16 protein-coding genes are annotated in these 16779 nt (G+C 31.6%); 8 read left to right on the top strand and 8 right to left on the bottom strand.

Annotated features, from left to right (window positions below):
• Positions 1 to 104: 104 nt before the first annotated feature.
• From EAH69_RS01420 to EAH69_RS01410, 3 genes are all read left to right on the top strand, one after another.
• On the top strand, positions 105 to 545 hold the full coding sequence (locus EAH69_RS01420; protein ID WP_121933425.1) for a hypothetical protein: 441 nt from the start codon (positions 105 to 107) through the stop codon (positions 543 to 545).
• Positions 546 to 630: 85 nt separating this feature from the next.
• Positions 631 to 1533 (top strand): oxygen-dependent coproporphyrinogen oxidase, encoded by a 903-nt coding sequence (gene hemF, locus EAH69_RS01415; protein ID WP_121933424.1) that lies wholly within the window; start codon positions 631 to 633, stop codon positions 1531 to 1533.
• A gap of 12 nt (positions 1534 to 1545) precedes the next feature.
• Positions 1546 to 1995 (top strand): hypothetical protein, encoded by a 450-nt coding sequence (locus EAH69_RS01410; RefSeq protein WP_147439062.1) that lies wholly within the window; start codon positions 1546 to 1548, stop codon positions 1993 to 1995.
• Positions 1996 to 2029: 34 nt separating this feature from the next.
• Here the strand turns inward: EAH69_RS01410 and EAH69_RS01405 are convergent, their stop codons facing one another.
• A complete protein-coding gene (locus EAH69_RS01405) occupies positions 2030 to 3469 on the bottom strand; it encodes an RtcB family protein (protein ID WP_121933422.1) in 1440 nt (479 codons plus the stop codon).
• Positions 3470 to 3506: 37 nt separating this feature from the next.
• Positions 3507 to 4598 carry a slipin family protein gene (locus EAH69_RS01400; RefSeq protein ID WP_121933421.1) on the bottom strand — a complete coding sequence of 364 codons (1092 nt, stop codon included), beginning with the start codon at positions 4596 to 4598 and terminating at the stop codon, positions 3507 to 3509.
• A gap of 725 nt (positions 4599 to 5323) precedes the next feature.
• Between EAH69_RS01400 and EAH69_RS14045 the strand changes: the two genes are divergently transcribed.
• Complete coding sequence (locus tag EAH69_RS14045; RefSeq protein ID WP_262602173.1) at positions 5324 to 6070, top strand: helix-turn-helix transcriptional regulator; 747 nt, start codon at positions 5324 to 5326, stop codon at positions 6068 to 6070.
• Between the two features lie 71 nt (positions 6071 to 6141).
• Positions 6142 to 6336, top strand: coding sequence for a WYL domain-containing protein (locus EAH69_RS14040; RefSeq protein WP_262602172.1), 195 nt, complete (start codon positions 6142 to 6144; stop codon positions 6334 to 6336).
• A 36-nt stretch (positions 6337 to 6372) separates the two neighbouring features.
• Here EAH69_RS14040 and EAH69_RS01390 read toward each other — a convergent pair whose 3' ends face one another.
• From EAH69_RS01390 to EAH69_RS01380, 3 genes are all read right to left on the bottom strand, one after another.
• Positions 6373 to 6717 carry a phage holin family protein gene (locus tag EAH69_RS01390; RefSeq protein WP_121933420.1) on the bottom strand — a complete coding sequence of 115 codons (345 nt, stop codon included), beginning with the start codon at positions 6715 to 6717 and terminating at the stop codon, positions 6373 to 6375.
• Between the two features lie 57 nt (positions 6718 to 6774).
• Positions 6775 to 7125 carry a phage holin family protein gene (locus EAH69_RS01385; RefSeq protein ID WP_121933419.1) on the bottom strand — a complete coding sequence of 117 codons (351 nt, stop codon included), beginning with the start codon at positions 7123 to 7125 and terminating at the stop codon, positions 6775 to 6777.
• A gap of 80 nt (positions 7126 to 7205) precedes the next feature.
• Positions 7206 to 8741 carry a glycine--tRNA ligase gene (locus tag EAH69_RS01380; protein ID WP_121933418.1) on the bottom strand — a complete coding sequence of 512 codons (1536 nt, stop codon included), beginning with the start codon at positions 8739 to 8741 and terminating at the stop codon, positions 7206 to 7208.
• A gap of 142 nt (positions 8742 to 8883) precedes the next feature.
• On the opposite strand from EAH69_RS01380, the gene EAH69_RS01375 reads away from it, so the two are divergent.
• The 3 genes from EAH69_RS01375 (at position 8884) to EAH69_RS01365 (ending at position 12208) form a co-directional block, all read left to right on the top strand.
• The gene (locus EAH69_RS01375) at positions 8884 to 9336 is read left to right on the top strand and encodes an HYC_CC_PP family protein (protein WP_230466658.1); all 453 of its coding nucleotides are present in this window, start codon (positions 8884 to 8886) and stop codon (positions 9334 to 9336) included.
• 84 nt (positions 9337 to 9420) lie between these two features.
• On the top strand, positions 9421 to 11658 hold the full coding sequence (locus tag EAH69_RS01370) for a TonB-dependent receptor (protein ID WP_121933416.1): 2238 nt from the start codon (positions 9421 to 9423) through the stop codon (positions 11656 to 11658).
• A 142-nt stretch (positions 11659 to 11800) separates the two neighbouring features.
• Positions 11801 to 12208 (top strand): heavy-metal-associated domain-containing protein, encoded by a 408-nt coding sequence (locus EAH69_RS01365; protein WP_121933415.1) that lies wholly within the window; start codon positions 11801 to 11803, stop codon positions 12206 to 12208.
• A 64-nt stretch (positions 12209 to 12272) separates the two neighbouring features.
• Here EAH69_RS01365 and EAH69_RS01360 read toward each other — a convergent pair whose 3' ends face one another.
• From EAH69_RS01360 to EAH69_RS01350, 3 genes are all read right to left on the bottom strand, one after another.
• A complete protein-coding gene (locus EAH69_RS01360) occupies positions 12273 to 14879 on the bottom strand; it encodes a T9SS-dependent M36 family metallopeptidase (RefSeq protein ID WP_121933414.1) in 2607 nt (868 codons plus the stop codon).
• A 153-nt stretch (positions 14880 to 15032) separates the two neighbouring features.
• The gene (gene dnaJ / locus EAH69_RS01355; RefSeq protein WP_121933413.1) at positions 15033 to 16157 is read right to left on the bottom strand and encodes a molecular chaperone DnaJ; all 1125 of its coding nucleotides are present in this window, start codon (positions 16155 to 16157) and stop codon (positions 15033 to 15035) included.
• A 17-nt stretch (positions 16158 to 16174) separates the two neighbouring features.
• Positions 16175 to 16726, bottom strand: a complete 552-nt coding sequence (locus EAH69_RS01350; RefSeq protein ID WP_230466657.1) for a nucleotide exchange factor GrpE — start codon at positions 16724 to 16726, stop codon at positions 16175 to 16177.
• Positions 16727 to 16779 lie beyond the last annotated feature (53 nt).

The raw sequence follows: 16779 nt of genomic DNA, 5'->3' as shown, positions 1-16779 counted from the left end.
TGATTTATTTGTTAGAAAATTATATTTTTCATAACAATAGATTTTGTAAATGAGTTTTTGTTTTATTATCAATATTATCAATATTGTATTCTTAAATTTAAAATATGAATAAATTAAAACTACTATCTTTCTTATTAGTCCTATCATCAACTTTATATGGTCAAGAAAAAGCTTCTAAATTTTTAATTTTTCCCGGTTGTGAAAAATTCGAAACAAAAGGAAATCAAAAATTAATCGACTGCTATGGTAAAAATTTTAATGAATTGTTTACATATGAAGTAAAGCAAGTGCTTAATTCATATAATTTATCAGTTGACAATGTAAATATTAATGCAAAAATTAAATATGAAATAAGTAAAGAAGGCGAATATCAAAATTTAGAAATTATTGGTACTGAAGCTGAGAAATCGATTTTACATCAATCTTTTTACAATTATGTAATCAAATTAAAAGAAAAAGGTAAAATTATAATTCCTGCAAAATCTAAAACAGGAGAACCAGCTTTATTAAGATTTGATATTCCTTTTAGAATTATTAATCATTAAAAATAAGCTTCTACTTATAATATCATCATTTAATTTGATATAATAATTATTGATAACCTTCCTATATTTGCAAAAATTAATTACAATGAAAGATCAATTTTTTCAATATATACAAGACTTACAAAACAGAATTATTGCCAAATTAGAAGAGGTTGACGGACAATCAACTTTTTTAAGAGATAACTGGGAGCGCGAAGAAGGGGGCGGAGGTCTTTCTTGTGTTTTAACTGATGGAGCAGTTTTCGAAAAAGCCGGAGTTAATATCTCTAAGGTTTATGGAGAATTGCCTGTTACAATGCAAAAAGCATTAAACGTTTCTTCTGGTCAATTTTTTGCGTGCGGATTAAGTTTAGTAATTCATCCAAAAAGTCCTCATATTCCTACAACTCATGCCAATTGGAGATATTTCGAAATGTATGATGCTGATGGAAATGTAGTAGATCAATGGTTTGGTGGAGGACAAGATTTAACACCTTATTATTTAGATGAAAATGATGTGATTCATTGGCATACAATCTGTAAAAAAAGTTGTGATGCGCATAATGCAGATTTTTATCAAAAGTATAAGCACGAATGTGATAAATATTTTTGGAATACGCACCGTGAAGAAGCGAGAGGAGTTGGAGGTTTATTCTTTGATTACTTAAAACCTACAGCAGAAATGCCTGTTGAAAAATGGTTTGATTTCGTTACAGAAGTAGGTAATTCGTTCTTAGAAGCTTATGTTCCGATTGTAGAAAATCATAAAAATGATCCATTTACAGCTGAACAAAAAGAGTGGCAAGAAATCCGTAGAGGTCGTTACGTTGAATTTAATTTGATTCATGATCGTGGAACTTTATTTGGTTTAAGAACAAATGGTCGTATCGAATCTATTTTGATGAGTTTACCTAAACATGTTCAATGGCATTATAATCATCATCCGGAAGCTGGTTCGCCAGAAGCAAAATTATTAGATGTGTTAATGCACCCAAAAGAATGGATTTAATCTAAAAAAAGTATGAAACTATTACTTACTTTTCTGTTATTTAGTTCGTTTTTATTTGGACAAAATAACTCCCAAGAAACGATGTTAGTTTATCCAAAATGTGAAAAATTTATAATAGATGGAAACGAAAGTTTACAATCTTGTTTTTTAGGGAAATTTATAGAAGAAATGGGGCAAGAATCTCTTTTTATTTTATCAAGTAAGAAAATTGCTTATACAGATATAAGAGCAGAAATGAAATTTGTGATTGATGAAAATGGTAATTTTACTTCATTAGAGTTTATTGGAAATGAATTTAATAAAGAATTAATAAAAGATTCTTTTGATATGTATTTGAATAAATATAACAAAAAGAAGAAAAAAATAGTTCCAGCGAAGGATGCAAATGGAAATCCTATTTCAAAATCGTTTTACATTCCTTACGTTTTAAAGAAAGATTTGCCAACGTATAGAGTATATTAGTTAAAACCTCTGTTCATTTTGAACAGAGGTTTTTTTAATCTTCTCTTGATCCATCATCAGCCATTCTTACCATTTTAGGCGTAAATGTTGCTACAACATCAACTAAATCTTGTTGCGCAGCCATCACTTCATGGATATCTTTATACGCCATTGGCGCTTCATCTTTTCCACCACCAATAAGAGTAATTCCGAAATCATTCAAATAATCATTAATCTTGTTTTGTGACAAGGATTTAATCGCTTGTGTACGGCTCATTTGTCGACCAGCACCATGTGAAGCAGAATTGATTGCATTTTCTTCGCCTTTTCCTCTAACTAAGAATCCTGGTGCAGTCATCGATCCTGGAATAATTCCCATCACATCTTTTGCAGCTGGCGTTGATCCTTTTCTATGAACGATAACTTCTTCATTATTATACATTTCTTTCCAAGCAAAATTATGATGGTTTTCAACCTTTGCTAAAACTTCTGCACCTAATGATTGCGCCATTTTTTGATGAATAATTTCATGACAAGCCGAAGCATATTCGCCTGCTAAATTCATCGCCAACCAATATTCTTGTCCAGCTTCCGAATTCATATCTAAATATGCTAAATTCTGTGCTTTATAAGGAAGTTTACATACATCTTTCGCAATTTTTGTATAATGTCCAGCGATTGTAGCGCCAAATCCTCTTGATCCTGAATGTGTCAATAAAGCTAAATAAGTTCCTTTTTGGATATTTAATTTTTTATCATCTGTTTTAAAATCAATCAAACCAAATTCAACAAAATGATTTCCACCGCCAGAAGTTCCTAATTGCGACCATGCTTTATCTTTTAGATTTTTAATAAAAGCATTTGTTTCAAATTTTGTGTCATCTAAAACATGATGTTCAGCTTTGTATTGACCATGAAATCCATGTCCTGCGCCAAATTTTGTGTTTTTTAACATTATATCTTTCAAAATATCGTGATGTTCAAAATAATGTGAAGCAGGCAAATCATAAATTGATAACGCCATTCTACATCCAATATCCACTCCGACACCATAAGGAATAATCGCATTTTTAGTTGCTAAAACTCCACCAATAGGTAAACCATATCCTTGATGCGCATCTGGCATCAAAGCACCTGCAACAGTTACAGGTAATTTCATGGCCACTTTCATTTGTTCTAATGCACCATCTTCTATTTTTTCAGCACCATAAAGTTTAAAATCGTTAGGATTTTCGTTCAATTGAATAAATTCATCTTCTTTTATAATATGAATTCCATTAATAAATCCTTCCGCTAAAGTTTTGAAAATTTTATCTTCGACGAAATCTTGAGGCGAAGCCATTACTTGCACATATTTTTCGAGCATTTCTGCTTTTGTGAAACCTGTACGTTTTTTATTGATTTTAAGTGCAATTCCTAAAATCTCATTTTCAGGATATCCCAAAGCAATTAAATCGTTCCCATTGATTGGTTTATTTTCTGTTTTTTGTGTCATTGTATTCGTAATTTAAGTTTTTAAAAGTTCTCGAATTTTACTTCGAGAACATTGTTTTTAATTCATTCAAAACATTTGATCCACCTGAAATGGAAATTTCACCCACTTTATCCGCAATTTTTTCGATGTATTCCATCTCTTTCAATTTCCATAAAGTTTCGTTTTCTTCCATCAGTTTCGCAGTGTTCAATAGATTTCTTGTAGCAGCAGTTTCTTCACGACGAGTAATCGAATTGGCTTGCGCTGTTTTTTCGGCAATCAAAACACGGTTCATAATTTCTCTTATTTCTCCTGGAAGAATAATATCTTTCATGCCTGCATCAATCAATTTTATACCAAGTTCTTCGAACTGAATTTTATATTTTTGAAGAATATAATTTGTTACCGAATTCTTATCCGACATTAGTTCATCAAAATTCATATTTCCAATAAATTCTCTTAAACCTAATTGAATCGCTTGATAGATCATTTTTTCAAAATCTTTGTTCGATTGATAAGCGTTTAACAAATCAGTAATTTGGTATTGCACCATAAAATTGATTCGCAATTGCGCTTTATCTTTTGTTAAAATTTCTTGACCTAAAATTTCCAATGTTTGTGGACGCATATCAAATGAAACCATTGATATTTTTGTTTCGTTATTGTAAAATTTATATTCACCAGCTTTTAATACTGAGTCAAATTGATTGTCTTTAAACAAAATTCCTTCAAAATATGGCTGAACTGAAATTGTTTTGATTATCGATACTTTTTTCAAGATTTCTATTTCTCGTTTTGTAAGATTTTGAATAGAATTAGAATCGTTTAAATCATATTTTACTGCTTTTAATTGTGATGTATTTTTCCAAATCATTACGTTCTCATTGTAAAATGATTGATAAAATTGATTGTTTTTATAAACGATCAAAACTTCATTATGTACAACTTCAATAAAATCAACCATAGATTTTAATGTTTCATTTTCTAAAATTAAAGCATGATGTTTTTCTTCAATTATTTCGTTGAAATTTAATTTTGTAATGTTTTTGTTGAAGAAAATCCAATAATTTCCTTTTGAATAAATCTTTGCTACTTCGTTATTTTTTATTTGTAAACCAATTTCTTGGTTGTTGATTACTACTTTTTTCATTTTATATATTTTTAGGTTTTTATTCAATTCTTGTCATTTTGAGCTTATCGAAGAATCTATTTTTTTATTAATTTTTTTAATAAAAAGCTAAATCATTATCCTTTTTAAAACGGAAGAAGATGTTTGTTGAGCTTATCTTGAAATTACTTTTAAATATTTCATCTAATAATAGAATTGAAACAGTTAAAATTGAAATTCAATCATCTTACAAAGTATCAACTTCAGGTTTTAAGCAAGTTTTTGATCTTATTTTAAATTCATTTCAGAAGAAATAAATTCTTAATTCGAAAAGAAAACTTTTCAGCTTTTTGTTTCCAATGGTACCCTTTCGGGCGATAAATACAGATTTAAAGTCTGTTTGATTACTCTAACCGGACTGAGTTATTTCAGTTTCCTGAAAGTAGGATTCGAACCTACGACTGATCAAGTTTTGATTATAATTGTCAGGATAGAATTGATGAAACTTATTCTACTTCCGTGCTGTACTGAAACACAAGACAAGGACGACTAAAATCTTTTGGTTGTTAAACCTTTGACAAAGTTGGAGTAGATGTATGCGGTTGTTTTGCGTAGTTGAAATAATAATTAAATTATTTTTATAAATACTGATGTATAAAGGGAATACAATGAGAATTATTTTAAAAAAATTTCATTTTGAACTTTACTACGCAGATAAGTTGCGTAGTTGATGTAGAAATTCGTATTATTATAGAAAGAAATTAACCATGGCTACGAACAAAATTGCTTTAATCCGTTATCAAACCATCGATAAATGTTTGCAAAATCATTTCAGAAAATGGACTTTAGAAGACTTGATTGAAAAAGTTTCGGAAGCATTATATGAATATGAAGGAATATCTTCTGGAGTATCCAAACGTACAATTCAAGGTGATATACAGGTGATGCGAAGTGATAAATTGGGTTATAATGCACCGATTATTGTTAGAGATAAAAAGTTTTATGAATATGAAGATAGTGATTATTCGATTCATAATTCGCCAATTTCTTCTGCAGATTTGGATAAGATGAGAGAAGTAATTTCTGTAATGAAACAACTGAACGGTTTCAATTATTTTGATGATATGAATGAAATGATTATTCGATTAGAAAATAATTTATCTAAACAAAATACAAAACAACCAACTTATATTCAGTTTGAAGAAAACCCTTTGCTTAAAGGTTTAGAACATTTGAATCGTTTGTATCAGGCAATTGTAAAAAAGCAATCGTTGTTAATTTCTTATCAATCTTTTAATAATTTACGAAAAGATAAGGAACCTAAACAAGCAGTTTATTATCCTTATTTGTTAAAAGAATACCGAAATCGCTGGTTTTTGTTTTGTAAAGCAAGAAAAGATAAAAAGTATTATACATTGGCATTGGATCGAATTGTAGAATTTTATGAATTGGCCAATGAACCATATATTGATGCTACTGAAATTGATTTGGAAACTTATTATGAAATGCATTAGGTGTAACCAAAAATTTAGCACAGAGAGAGCAAAAAGTAGTTTTTAGAGTCAACAAAAAATTAGCTCCTTATGTGATTACTAAACCAATTCATTTATCACAAAAAATTATAAATGAAGATGAGGTTGGTACTGTATTTTGTATTGATGTCGTTCATAATTTTGAGTTAGAACGTGAACTATTAGGATTTGGTGAAGAATTAGAAGTGATTGCACCAAAACTATTAAAACGAAATATAAAACGTAGACTTGAACAAGCGACTAAATAAAAAAAACTCCGTTCATATGAACGGAGTTTTTTTTATTTAGTCGCTTGTTACAAATGATCCTACTACAGAGTTTACAATTCCTAATACTACACCAAATAAAAGGGCGTACCAAAAGCCATCTACATGGAAGCTATCTCCCATAATTGCACTGGCTAATAAAATAATTACTGCAGTAATTACAAAAGAGAAAAGTCCTAATGTAAGTATTGTGATTGGTAAACTCAAGATGGATAAAATCGGTCTTATAAAAGCGTTTAAAAGTCCAATTACAAGAGCTACAATAATTGCAGTTCCATATCCATTGATAGATACACCTGGCATTATGTTGGCTAAGCCGAAAACTACTAATGCCGAAATTAATAAATTGATAATGAAATTCATAGTGGTTTATTTTAATGTAATTTCTTAATCAAATATTCTGCCAAAAGTATATTGATTTTAATCGTTGTCTGGCATTAACATATCAGTAATTGTATTTAATATACTTATAAGTATACTGAAACCAAGTGCCGACCAAAAACCAGTTGTTTCAAAGTGAGTTCCCATTAATCCATCAGCTAATAATATAATACAAGCAGAGATAACAAACGAGAATAATCCTAACGTTAGAATAGTAAATGGTAATGCTAAAATTTTTAAAATTGGTTTTACTAAACTATTTAATATACCTAAAGTAGCAGTTAAAATAATTGCGTAATAGTAAGGACTAATTGTTACGCTATCCATTAAATAATCTCCAAGTAATAAAACTAATGCAGAAATTAATAATTTAATGACTAATGATTTCATTTGAATTTTTATTTACAATATACTAAAATAAAAAACGCCTTGAAATTTTCAAGGCGTTTTATTGATTATTTAAAATGAAATTAGATTTGCTCTAATAAATATTTCATATTTACTTCTTTGTCTATAATTTGAGCTAAGTCGTCAACAGAAACACGTTTTTGTTCCATTGTGTCACGGTATCGTAAAGTAACAGTGTTATCGTTTAATGAATCGTGGTCAACTGTTATACAGAACGGAGTTCCTACTGCATCCATACGACGGTAACGTTTTCCGATTGAATCTTTTTCTTCGTAAGAAACGTTGAAATCTAAACGTAATTTCTTTAAAATTTGCTCAGCAAATTCTGGTAATCCATCTTTTTTAACTAATGGTAAAACAGCCGCTTTAACTGGTGCTAATGCAGGAGGTAAAGATAAAACTATACGCTCAGATCCATCTTCTAAAACTTCTTCTTTTAAAGAGTTAGAGAAAATTGATAAGAACATACGGTCTAATCCTACAGAAGTTTCAACAACGTAAGGAACGTAAGATTCGTTAGTTTCATTATCGAAGAATTGAATCTTTTTACCAGAGTGTTGTTCGTGTGCTTTTAAATCGAAATCAGTTCTTGAGTGAATTCCTTCTAATTCTTTGAAACCAAATGGGAATTTAAATTCAATATCAGCAGCAGCATTTGCGTAGTGCGCTAATTTTTCGTGGTCATGGAAACGGTAATTATCATCACCTAAACCTAAAGCACGGTGCCATTTGATACGTGTTTCTTTCCATTTTTCGTACCATTCTAACTCAGTTCCTGGTTTAACAAAATATTGCATTTCCATTTGTTCAAACTCACGTTGACGGAAGATAAATTGACGAGCAACAATCTCGTTTCGGAAAGCTTTACCAATTTGTGCAATACCGAAAGGTAACTTCATACGTCCAGTTTTCTGTACGTTTAAATAGTTTAAGAAAATACCTTGTGCAGTTTCAGGACGTAAATATAAATCCATTGCTTGGTCAGCAGTTGCACCTAATTTAGTTCCGAACATTAAGTTGAATTGACGAACTTCAGTCCAGTTTTTAGAACCTGTCATCGGATCAGCAATTTCTAACTCTTCAATTAAAGCTTTTACATCTTCTAAATCATTATTTTCTAATGATTTTCCCATGCGAGCTAAAATCGTATTGATTTGATTTTGATATTCAACAACACGTCCATTTGTAGAAACGAATTCATTTTTATCGAAAGCATCACCAAAACGTTTTGCAGCTTTAGCAACTTCTTTGTCAATTTTAGCTTCGATTTTTGCACAGTGATCTTCAATTAAAACGTCAGCACGGTAACGTTTTTTAGAATCTTTATTATCGATTAATGGATCGTTAAAAGCATCAACGTGACCAGAAGCCTTCCAAGTAGTAGGGTGCATAAAAATAGCAGAATCGATACCAACGATGTTTTCATTCATCTGTACCATTGCTTTCCACCAATATTGTTTGATGTTATTTTTTAATTCAGCTCCGTTTTGACCGTAATCATATACTGCTGATAATCCATCATAAATCTCACTTGATTGGAAAATGAATCCATATTCTTTTGCGTGAGAAATGACCTTCTTGAAAATATCTTCTGACATAATAAATGTTTGTTCTATTCTAAAGTGCAATTTTAAGGATTTTTGATGACTAATGAAAAGGATTCAACCATGAAATCTTTAAACATTCCACTTTTATTGTTTATTTTTAGAAAAGTTAATGATTTTGATTAAATTTGTCCCAATGAAAATGCAAAATTATACCCGAGTTGTATTGTCACTTTTATTGGTTGTTTCCAATTTAAGTGTCGCATTTTCTATGCATTTTTGCCAAGGTCAAGTGGAAAACGTAAAGTTAAATCACTTTGATAATAAAGTTTGCAAAATGCAAATGCCAACTTCTTGTTGTGCTGAAAAAGAAGAAACAAAGCATTGTGAAATTCCAGTAGAAAAGAAAGAGAATAAAGACGATTGTTGTAAAGATTTAGCTTACGCTGATGAGTTACAAGATCAACAAACGGTAGATGTTTTAAAGGTTTCTCCGATAGTTTTTCAAGAATTTCCAGTGATTCAAATGTTCGAGTTTTTAACTGAAAATTCGACAACTACATTTCAAAAGTATTTAGATTTTTATGTAGAATCTAATGCGCCACCAATTTATATTCTTCATAAAAAATTAGTTTTCTACGAGGCCTAAAAGTTGTATTTCAGCTATTTTCGATTGGATGACAAGTCGGATCGGAAAAACTATGCAATTTTTTTAACGCACGAAACAGAAAACATGAAAAAGATAATCACTCCAATTTTAGTATTGAGTGCTGCGTTTGCCTTTGCGCAAGACGTTTTAAAAGGTAAAGTTGTTGATCAACATAATCAGCCAGTTATAGGTGCTGAGGTAACTTGGAAATCGACAACAATTTCTACATTAACTAATGAAAATGGTGAATTCGAAATCGAAACTAAAGATGGCGAATTAGAAGTGTTTTACGAAAATCAAAATATAACTTTTAATCCCACTCAAAACCAATTTCAAACCATCACATTTTCTATTCAGCCAATCGAAGAAAATTCGTTAGATGAGGTTCGAATTACAGATACAAGAGGAACGATTCGTAAGTCTGCAGGCGCAACAAATATGTCGGTCATGACGCATAAAGAATTGTTGAAAGCAGCTTGTTGTAATTTAGCAGAATCTTTTGAAACAAATCCTTCAATCGATGTTAATTTCTCTGATGCAGTAACGGGAAATAAGCAAATTAAAATGTTAGGATTAACTTCTCCTTATATTTTAATTGCCGAAGAAAATATTCCTTCTGTACGTGGAGCTTCGCAAGCTTTTGGTTTAAGTTTTACACCAGGAACTTGGGTAGAGAGTATACAGGTTACAAAAGGAGCAGGAACTGTAGTGAATGGATACGAAAGTATTTCGGGACAAATAAATACAGAATTAATCAAACCTGTGAATGATATTCCTTTGTTTGTAAATTTATTTGGATCGACAGATTCTCGTTTCGAAGCAAATGTTCATTTAAATAAAAAAGTTTCAGATAAATGGGCAACTTCCTTATTCTTACACGGAAATGCGCGTACAAAAGAAAACGATATGAATGAGGATGGTTTTTTGGATAATCCAATGGGAAATCAAGTAAACATCATGAATCGTTGGCAATATACAAATGCTGAAAAAGGTATTGTAGCTTTTATTTCTGGACGATATTTAACAGATTTAAAACAAGGAGGTCAAAAAGAATTTGATCAACGTAAACATCGATATTCTGAAACATTTTGGGGATCAGAAATTGCAACGGATAAAGTAGATGTTTCTGCAAAATTAGGTTATGTTTTTCCAGATATGCCTTTTCAAAGTATGGGATTACAAACGGCTTATAGTTATTATGATCAAGAATCTTTCTTTGGCTTAAATGAGTATAATGCCAATCATCAAAGTTTTTATTCCAACTATATTTTTAGCTCAATCATAAGTAATACAAAGAATAAATTCTCGACAGGAGCAAGTTTTACGTGGGATAAATTTAAAGAATTTACCATGTTACCAAATGTGCAAGAGTTCAATAGAATTGATAATTCGGTTGGTGCATTTTTCGAATATACGTATGATAATTTAAAGAATTTTAATGCAATTGTTGGTGGTCGTATCGATTACCATAATCGAATGGGAGTTTTTGTAACACCGCGTATTCATACACGTTATACGCCTTGGGAAAATACGACGATAAAAGCTTCGGTAGGACGAGGAAAACGTATAAATAATATATTTGCGGAAAATCAAAACTTATTTGCTTCAGCCAGAAATTTTAATATTATTGGGCAAGGAGGTGAGATTTACGGTTTAGATCCAGAAATTGCATGGAATTATGGAATTAGTATTTCTCAGAAGTTTAAATTATTTGGTCGTAATGCGGATGTAACAGCAGATTTTTATCGTACCGATTTCGAAAATCAAATTGTAACAGATATTGATTATTCAGCTCGTCAAGTTCGATTTTATAATTTAGATGGAGATTCATTCGCAAATTCATTCCAATTCGATTTTAATTATAATCCTTTCACACATTTTAATATTCGCGCAGCGTATAAACATTACGATATTCAGACCGATTACGAAAATGGACGATTAGAAAAACCTTTACAAGCTAAACATCGATTTTTTGCAAATGTAGAATATCAAACGCACGAAAGAAATGGAAAATATTGGCGTTTTGATATGACTTATAATTGGATCGGAAAGCAACGTTTACCAAATACATCAGACAATTTACCAGAAAATCAATTAGGTGAATATTCAAATCCATTCGGAACAATTAATGCTCAAATAACTCGAGTTTTTTCAGATAGATTTGAAGTGTATGTTGGAGGTGAAAACATAACCAATTATCAGCAACATCGTGTAATTCTTGGTGCAGATAATCCATTTGGATCTAATTTTGACAGTACGATTGTGTATGCACCAATTTTTGGACAAATGTTTTATGCAGGTTTACGATTTAGTTTGAAGTAAGATTCTTCTACAAGCTTAGAATGACAAAATTGAGTCATTCCGAAGAAATGAGGAAACTTAATAATTGAGTCATCAATTGAGATATTGAAACAAGTTCAATATGATAAAAAAATAAAAAGACTAATACACAAAAAATTATATAATGAAAACATTAATGACAATGGCTTTAGTTGCTGTGATGGGAATCAGTGCTAACGCTCAAAATAAAAATGCAAAACACGAATTACACGTAAAAGGAAACTGTGGAATGTGTAAAGAGCGAATTGAAAAAGCTGCTTACAGTGTTTCAGGCGTAAAAACAGCTGATTGGAATGCAGATTCGCATACGTTACGTATCATTTTAAATGAAAAGAAAAATGATGTTGCTGCAGTAGAAAATGCAATTGTAGCAGTAGGTCATGATACAAATGATAAGAAAGCAGATGAGAAAGTATATCAATCTTTACATACATGTTGTTTGTACGAGCGTGATGAGGATGAAGGTGAACACATTACAGAAGAAAAGCAACAAATGATGAAAAAAGAAGATCATTCAGCTCATCAGCATTAAAAAACATAATGAATTAAAAAGCCACTCATTTGAGTGGCTTTTATATTATAATAATCCTAAAGCATTAGTTTTTTATTAATTTTTTAGAAACTGTACCATTATTTGTATGGAATTTTAAAACGTAAACTCCTTTCGGTAAGTTAGCTGTGTTAATAGAATTTCTATTGTTTTGTAACTCTAAATTTTCTGTAGAAACTACTCGACCTACCATATCAACGATCTCAACTTTTACTTTACCAGTTAAAGAATCATCGTAGAAATGAACTATATCTTTAGCAGGGTTAGGGAATAATTTGAATGATTCATCTTTGATTTCAGTCGTTTTTAATTCACAGTTTAAAACTTCTGCTGGTGGCATATCGAATGCTGCAGTTCCGTCCGTTCTACTATTAGAAGACCCTTGATTAGCAGAATATCCTAATCCACGACGAGCGAATACAGACCATATATCACACTTATTAGTTCCTTCGTTTAAAGCAACATCAGCAGCTAAAATAGCATCACGACCATCTACGAATCCAGGACGACAAGGTTGTAATCTTAATCCTTCCATTACTAAATCCATAGCTTTTGTATTTCCAGCTTCACCGTTTATTAAATCTGGAGTGAATCCGTAATTTTCAACCATTTTCCAGTTTAAATCCCATAACATTGTTGCCCAAACATACCCTGTACGGTGAGGCGAATCACTATTTCCGTAACTAGCAACATTTGTATATGTGACAGGATTTACACTCATATTAGTTGTATACGGAGTAGGGCGAATACCACGTCCAGTAATCGGTTGATTAACAGCGAAAGTACCAATCCCTCTATTCTTAGTAGCCGTATCAGTAGGTAATTGAGTAATCATCAAAGCGAAGAAATCAGACCATCCTTCACCCATTTGTTCAAGATTATTTAAACATGAAGCATTAGTACGTGGACCTGTTAAACGATTAGAGATTCCGTGTCCATATTCGTGTGCAACAATACCATTATCAAAACTTCCATCAATGTATGGAATATCAATAAATTTTAATGTTCCGTTAACAACTGTATTACTTTCTAAATTTGATACAATAGGATTACCAATTGTATTTGTAACAGAAACAGCAGGTATTGTAATTGTTGTAGATTCTCCACCCATACTAATTCCTCCAGCAACATTATTAACAACGACAACTCCAACTGCTCCTGCGTCTTGTGCGTTTTGTACTTTATCAACGAATGTACAATCTCCACGTAAAACAACTGCTATTTTCCCATTAATTTCACTTGCATTAGAGATAGTACCACAAGCATCGTAAGGAGTGCCTGTAGTTTCATTTTTTCTTACCAAAACAAAATCTCTTGTAAGTGGAGTTGTTGGTAATGGAGCTGAAAAATTACCATGTAAGGCTTCATAATCACCACTAATTATACTTGGTGCATTAATAGTTAATGGTTTTCCTGTAAATGTAGAAGGAGGGCTCCATAAATACATAGCCATACGTGGGTGACCTCCATCAGAAGGTGTAGAAAATGTTGCATTATCTGTAGAGCCTATAGCTAATCCAGTTTGAGCTAGTGAAATTACAGGATCGTTACCTGTTCCGCCTTTTCCATAATTATCAGCTTGGAAATTTCCAAATTCTTCTGTAAATCCGAAGCGATAGAAAATATCATGCATTACATTAGTCATATAAAATAAGTTTGTTGCTGACGCTTCCTTATAGTTATATGGATGAGTATTTCTGTCTACAGAGAAATCAAAATTTCTATTTGTACCACCGTCTACGTAATCAGTTGTTGTTGCATTGCTTCCTGTGTATGTTTGGTAACCAACAGATTGATGATCATGTACAGTTCTTGTGTTGTTTCCTCTAGTAATTGTATTTTCAGTTCCGTCAAAATTATGCCATCCGTTTGGTGAAGCATTTAAATTAAATGCACCTTGGTTATAGATACTTCTATCACCAAAAGTAGGAGCTTCTACAGGTAGTTTGAAAACGTTGTATGATGGATTCTCATTTGTAGCTTCAAAAGAATCGTATAACCAAGACCATTCAGCTTTATTGAAATTAGCTAAATTTTCGTTTGCAAATGAATCATGGTTGAAACCACAAGTTAAAGTTTGATTGTGTTTCTCTAGAATAGTTCCTGATTTTGCATCAACTACCACATCATATAGATCAGAATGTTGACCATCATTGATTTTAACTAAGAAAACATAAGCTAAAAATACTTGTTTATCTTCGTCAATGAAATAATTAATTTGTGGTTCTTGATCTGTAAATGTATAAATACCTTTATTTATAGAATTAACATCTGAAGAAAGGGTTTTATATAAATTTAATCCCTCAACTTGTGCTAATTTTTGAGTTGCTTGTTCAAATGAAATTTGAGGTGTAGTTTCAATTTTTTCTAATTGAGTATCAAAAATTTCACTTCGTGCAGCCCATTCTACTTGGTTGTTTTTAACAAGATATGTTGCGTATGCTGTATATACTGGAATTCCCTGATAAGTTCTTTGAACATGAATTTGATTTCCACTTGTTTTGTTATTATAAACATTTTGAGTGATCTTAAAATCCGTAATGTTTTGAGAAGTTTTTGTAATGTGACTTCCTATTATTGAGTTAAAATCTTGCGCGTATGCAGTACACGACAAAATAAACGCTGATAGGACAAGCGTAAAATTTTTTTTCATTGTGTTGTTTTTAGAATATTAATTCTTGAATTAGTGTAGTTTAAAAATAGAATTTTTATTTAAAACAATCCTTACTTTTTTGAAACAATTGAAAAAAAAAGCGCATTCTAATTTTAGAATGCGCTATATAATAGTTTAGTACTATTTTATTTCTTATTGAAACATATCTCTTACACGATCAAAAAATGATTTTTCATTTTTAGATGGTTCAGGAGAGAAGTGAGAATCGTCTCTCATTTTCTCGAAGAAAGCTTCTTGGTCTTTTGTTAAACTGGTTGGAGTCCAGATGTTAACATGAACAAATAAATCACCCTTTCCGTATCCGTTTAAATCAGCTAAACCCTGACCTTTTAAACGTAAAACCTTTCCAGATTGAGTTCCTTTGTCAATTTTAATCTTAACTTTTCCGTTAACTGTTGGAACTTCTTGCGAGCTACCTAAAACAGCATCTGGAATAGAAATGTATAAATCGTAGTGAAGATTGTTACCGTCACGTTTTAAAGTATCGTGTTCTTCCTCTTCAATTACAACTAATAAATCTCCAGGGATTCCGTCAAATGGTGCATCGTTTCCTTTTCCACGAACTTGTAATTGAATACCTTCTCTTGCTCCAGCAGGAATTTTGATTTCTACAGTTTCTTCCGTTTTGATTAAACCTTGGTTGTTAGCTCCTGGTGGAATATGATCCGCAACTTTTCCGATTCCTTGACAAGTACCACAAGTTGCAGCAGTTTGCATTTGACCAAACATCGTGTTTGTTACACGAACTTGCTGTCCTGAACCTTGACAAGTAGGACAAGTTTTTGCAGTTGCTCCTTCAGCTTGTTTGAAACGTTTAACTTTGATTTTTTTCTCAACTCCGTTAACCATTTCTTCTAAGTTCAATTTTACGCGAATACGTAAATCAGATCCTTTGATACGACGAGGACCACGAGATTGACCACCGCCAAATCCGCCGAAACCACCACCGAAAATATCTCCAAATTGAGAGAAAATATCTTCCATGTTCATTCCGCCTCCGCCGAAACCACCGCCTCCGCCAGCAGCCCCGCCCATACCTGCATGACCAAATTGGTCATAACGAGCACGTTTGTTGTCGTCGCTTAAAACTTCGTAAGCTTCTGCAGCTTCTTTAAATTTTTCTTCTGCCTCTTTGTCATCCGGATTTTTGTCAGGGTGAAATTTAATGGCAAGTTTTCTGTAGGCTTTCTTAATTTCTGCAGCATTTGCAGATTTAGAAACACCTAATATTTCGTAAAAATCTCTTTTATTAGACATGATTAAAATTCAATTAATTACATTCCAACTACTACCTTTGCGTAACGGATTACAACATCTTGTAACATGTAACCAGTTTCTACACAATCAACAACTTTTCCTTTTAAGTCTTCAGAAGGAGCAGGAATTTGTGTAATAGCTTCGTGTAAATCAGTGTTAAAATCATCACCAGCTTTAACTTCCATCGCGATTAATCCTTTTCCACGTAAAGTTTCAACTAATTTATTTTGAATTAATTCAACTCCAGTTACTAAAGCAGTATCTTCAGATTTAGTGATCTGTGGCATAGCACGCTCAAAATCATCAATTACTGGTAATAAAGCTGTGATTACTTCTTTGTTTGCAGTTTTGAAAATGTCTATACGCTCGCGAGATGTACGTTTTTTAAAGTTATCAAACTCAGCGAATAAACGTAGATATTGTTCCTTTTCTTTTTGTAATTCTTCCTTTAATACTTCAACTTCAGATTTTTGTTCAACAACTTCTTCAGTTGCAGTAGTTTCCTCGTTTTGTACTTCTGGGTTGATATTTTGATCTTGAATTTCTTCGTTTATATTTTGTTCAGACATAGTATGCTTATTTTTTCCTCTTAAGGAATCAAATAGTTTGCCAATGCGCATAG

Source organism: Faecalibacter macacae (assembly GCF_003687725.1).
GTDB classification, from domain to species: domain Bacteria; phylum Bacteroidota; class Bacteroidia; order Flavobacteriales; family Weeksellaceae; genus Empedobacter; species Empedobacter macacae.
This window is presented reverse-complemented; position numbering and strand designations above follow the sequence as displayed.

What these genes read in the sequence shown, in the direction of transcription:
- EAH69_RS14045 (WP_262602173.1), top strand. Translation starts at nt 5,324, where the DNA reads ATGGCTACGAACAAAATTGCTTTAATCCGTTATCAAACCATCGATAAA.
- EAH69_RS01375 (WP_230466658.1), top strand. Translation starts at nt 8,884, where the DNA reads ATGAAAATGCAAAATTATACCCGAGTTGTATTGTCACTTTTATTGGTT.
- EAH69_RS01405 (WP_121933422.1), bottom strand. Translation starts at nt 3,469, where the DNA reads ATGACACAAAAAACAGAAAATAAACCAATCAATGGGAACGATTTAATT.
- EAH69_RS01410 (WP_147439062.1), top strand. Translation starts at nt 1,546, where the DNA reads ATGAAACTATTACTTACTTTTCTGTTATTTAGTTCGTTTTTATTTGGA.
- EAH69_RS01380 (WP_121933418.1), bottom strand. Translation starts at nt 8,741, where the DNA reads ATGTCAGAAGATATTTTCAAGAAGGTCATTTCTCACGCAAAAGAATAT.
- dnaJ (WP_121933413.1), bottom strand. Translation starts at nt 16,157, where the DNA reads ATGTCTAATAAAAGAGATTTTTACGAAATATTAGGTGTTTCTAAATCT.
- EAH69_RS01400 (WP_121933421.1), bottom strand. Translation starts at nt 4,598, where the DNA reads ATGAAAAAAGTAGTAATCAACAACCAAGAAATTGGTTTACAAATAAAA.
- hemF (WP_121933424.1), top strand. Translation starts at nt 631, where the DNA reads ATGAAAGATCAATTTTTTCAATATATACAAGACTTACAAAACAGAATT.
- EAH69_RS01420 (WP_121933425.1), top strand. Translation starts at nt 105, where the DNA reads ATGAATAAATTAAAACTACTATCTTTCTTATTAGTCCTATCATCAACT.
- EAH69_RS01365 (WP_121933415.1), top strand. Translation starts at nt 11,801, where the DNA reads ATGAAAACATTAATGACAATGGCTTTAGTTGCTGTGATGGGAATCAGT.
- EAH69_RS01390 (WP_121933420.1), bottom strand. Translation starts at nt 6,717, where the DNA reads ATGAATTTCATTATCAATTTATTAATTTCGGCATTAGTAGTTTTCGGC.
- EAH69_RS01370 (WP_121933416.1), top strand. Translation starts at nt 9,421, where the DNA reads ATGAAAAAGATAATCACTCCAATTTTAGTATTGAGTGCTGCGTTTGCC.
- EAH69_RS01350 (WP_230466657.1), bottom strand. Translation starts at nt 16,726, where the DNA reads ATGTCTGAACAAAATATAAACGAAGAAATTCAAGATCAAAATATCAAC.
- EAH69_RS01385 (WP_121933419.1), bottom strand. Translation starts at nt 7,125, where the DNA reads ATGAAATCATTAGTCATTAAATTATTAATTTCTGCATTAGTTTTATTA.
- EAH69_RS01360 (WP_121933414.1), bottom strand. Translation starts at nt 14,879, where the DNA reads ATGAAAAAAAATTTTACGCTTGTCCTATCAGCGTTTATTTTGTCGTGT.